The sequence below is a fragment of the Desulfovibrio sp. 1188_IL3213 genome, from assembly GCF_036763145.1.
Classification (GTDB): Bacteria; Desulfobacterota; Desulfovibrionia; order Desulfovibrionales; family Desulfovibrionaceae; genus Desulfovibrio.
On record NZ_JBAIYR010000324.1, the window covers coordinates 1 to 2688 of the forward strand.

Consider the following 2688-nt stretch of genomic DNA (forward strand, 5'->3'; position numbering starts at 1 on the left):
TGACGCGGCACGGCGCCCATGGCGGCCAGCACCTCGGCATCGTTTATGCCTCTGGCTTCAAGTTGTTCACGCACCATGCGCCGCCGCAGGCGTTTGGGGTCCACCTCGGGGCTGCTTGTGCGTTGCGGCGCTCTCGGGCCTGTGTATCTGGCGTGTTGCATACTGCGGAAGTGAAAACAGATTTTGGGCGTCAAGTCAATGTGCCTTGCGGCTTTAACGGGACGCTATAAAAGTTCCAGACTTTTCCTTGAAAATTGGCTTTCTTTATGCAAGGCTTGACGGAGTTTAATGAGGAGTCTGTAATGCAAAAGAAAAGTATGTTCTCATCGGTATTGGGTATTTTGGTAGTCGTTGCCCTTGGCGTAGGCGGCTATACATTCTTCAAGGACCTTGACGGGCCTGTTATTGACGTTTCTCCCAACACCGGCAGAGTTTCCCCCTCCAGCGTGCTCAAAGTCAGCATGAAAGATCCTTCAGGAATTCGATCTGTTACAGTTGGCGTTCGAAAAAATAACGTGCTTAACGTTATTTTCAACAAACATTTTGATCAATACCTGCCCGAACGCACTGTGGAGGTGCCGCTCAAAGACGCCAATCTGCGTGAAGGAGCCTTTGATCTTGAAGTGCGCGCAACGGACGGCTCCCTGGCCGGATTCGGACAGGGCAATACCCGCACAGTACAGCTCCCCATGCGCCTGGACACGCAGCCCCCGCGCATCTCTGTCAAAACCCTGCCCCCCAACGTACGCCGTGGCGGTGCGGCTGTTGTTCGCTACACGGTTGACGAAGACGTCACCAACAGTGGTGTGCTGGTGGCCGGTTATTTTGTGCCGGGCTACCTGCAGAAAGACGGAAGCTACATCTGCTTTTTCCCTTTTCCCTACACCATGACTGCCAAGGACTATAAGAACAGCGTAGAGATAACAGCCACCGACCTGGCGGGCAACGTCACCAAAAACCGGCTGACTGTCATGGCCTTTGAACGCACCTTTAAAAGCGACAGCCTTGAACTGAGCGACGACTTTTTGCTGAATGTGGAAAACAAGCTGCGCCACCTTGCGCCCAATGCCGCCAACCCGCTGGAGTGCTACCTGTATATCAACAATCAGGTACGCGCCGCCAACGTGGAAGACCTGCGCAACATCAGCAAGGATACGGCCTCTGCCATGCTGTGGAGCGGCGTTTTCCAGCGCATGCCCCGCTCTGCCCCGCGCGCCGGATTTGCAGACCATCGTTTTTACCACTATCAGGGCAAGCTTGTGGGCGAATCCTACCATTTGGGCTTTGACCTTGCCTCTGTGCGCAACGACGACGTGCCTGCCGCCAACAGCGGGCGTGTGATATTCAGCGGTGATCTGGGCATTTACGGCAATATTGTGGTTATTGACCACGGCCTTGGGCTGATGTCCCTTTACTCGCATCTCAACGATTCAATGGTCAGCGCTGGCGATGTGGTGCAAAAAGGCCAGGCCATAGGGCATACGGGAACCACCGGTCTCGCTTTTGGCGACCACCTGCACTTTGGCATCATGGTGGGCGGCGTTGAGGTGACCCCCCTTGAATGGCTTGATCCCAAGTGGATACGCGACAATATCACCAGCCGCCTTGAGGCGTCCGTGGCCCAATAAAAACCGTCATGGCCATGCTTGCGCCGTGCCTTTTGCGTTGGACCCGGTACTCCGGTTCTTGCAAAAGGCACGGCGTTTTTTGTGGCAACCGGGGGCTTGTATTTAACGCCGCTTACAGTATATCTTAGATGTATAGCTGGAAAATATCACGGCTTTTCCATAATCAGGAATTTTCCTTATGAAAGGCTCAATTCGAATACTCCCACTAACACACAGAAATGTGAGGACTTACCTGTGTCTCCACATCCTGCGGCATTTCTTGGTCTGGACATAGGTTCCACCACCGTCAAGCTGGCACTTCTGGACGCCGAGGGAGTGGTTATTGAAACCATGTACCGCCGTCACGGAACCGCTGTCAGAGGCACTTTGTCTGCCCTTCTAGATGAACTGGCACAAAAATATCCCTTACTGCCCGTGCGCTGCGCCATTACCGGTTCGGGCGCGCTGGACCTTGGCGAAGCGCTTGGCCTGCCTTTTGTGCAGGAACTGCTTGCCACGGCGCGCGCCGTTTCTGCCGCTGCCCCGCATACCAGCGTGGCCGTGGAGCTGGGTGGCGAAGACGCCAAGCTGCTCTACCTTGGGCAGGACGTGGAACTGCGCATGAATGAATCCTGCGCGGGCGGCACGGGCGCTTTTATAGATCAGATGGCCCGCCTGCTCAGTACGGATGCGCAGGGCCTCAACGAACTGGCTTCGCGCCACACCACTCTTTACCCCATTGCATCGCGCTGCGGTGTTTTCGCCAAGACAGATATTGTTCCCCTGCTGAATGGCGGGGTCGCCCGCGAAGATATTGCCGCTTCCATTTTTCAGGCCGTGGTGGAGCAAACCATCGGCGGTCTGGCCTGTGGCCGTCCCATTGAAGGAACGGTGGCATTTCTTGGGGGACCTCTGCATTTCTTGCCGGAATTAAAAGCCCTTTTCATCAAGGCCCTGAGTCTTGGCGAAGAAGAAATAGCCCATCTGCCGCACGCCCAGTGCGCGGCCGCGCACGGCGCTGCCTTGTGTGTGGCGGGTATGCAGGCCGAAATGCCGCTGGTGCGTCTGGACGCTCTGGCCG

Annotated in this window: 2 protein-coding genes and 1 pseudogene; 2 read left to right on the forward strand and 1 reads right to left on the reverse strand. The window is 55.9% G+C overall.

Annotated elements, in window-relative coordinates:
- Positions 1–161 (reverse strand): annotated as a pseudogene (locus V6C16_RS10920) (protein-L-isoaspartate(D-aspartate) O-methyltransferase); the annotation flags it as partial.
- A gap of 141 nt (positions 162–302) precedes the next feature.
- Between V6C16_RS10920 and V6C16_RS10925 the strand changes: the two are divergent.
- Both V6C16_RS10925 and V6C16_RS10930 read left to right on the forward strand, forming a co-directional pair.
- Positions 303–1628, forward strand: a complete 1326-nt coding sequence (locus V6C16_RS10925; RefSeq protein WP_333536398.1) for a M23 family metallopeptidase — start codon at positions 303–305, stop codon at positions 1626–1628.
- 234 nt (positions 1629–1862) lie between these two features.
- The coding region (locus V6C16_RS10930; RefSeq protein WP_333543205.1) for a BadF/BadG/BcrA/BcrD ATPase family protein at positions 1863–2688 on the forward strand (826 nt) is incomplete at its 3' end.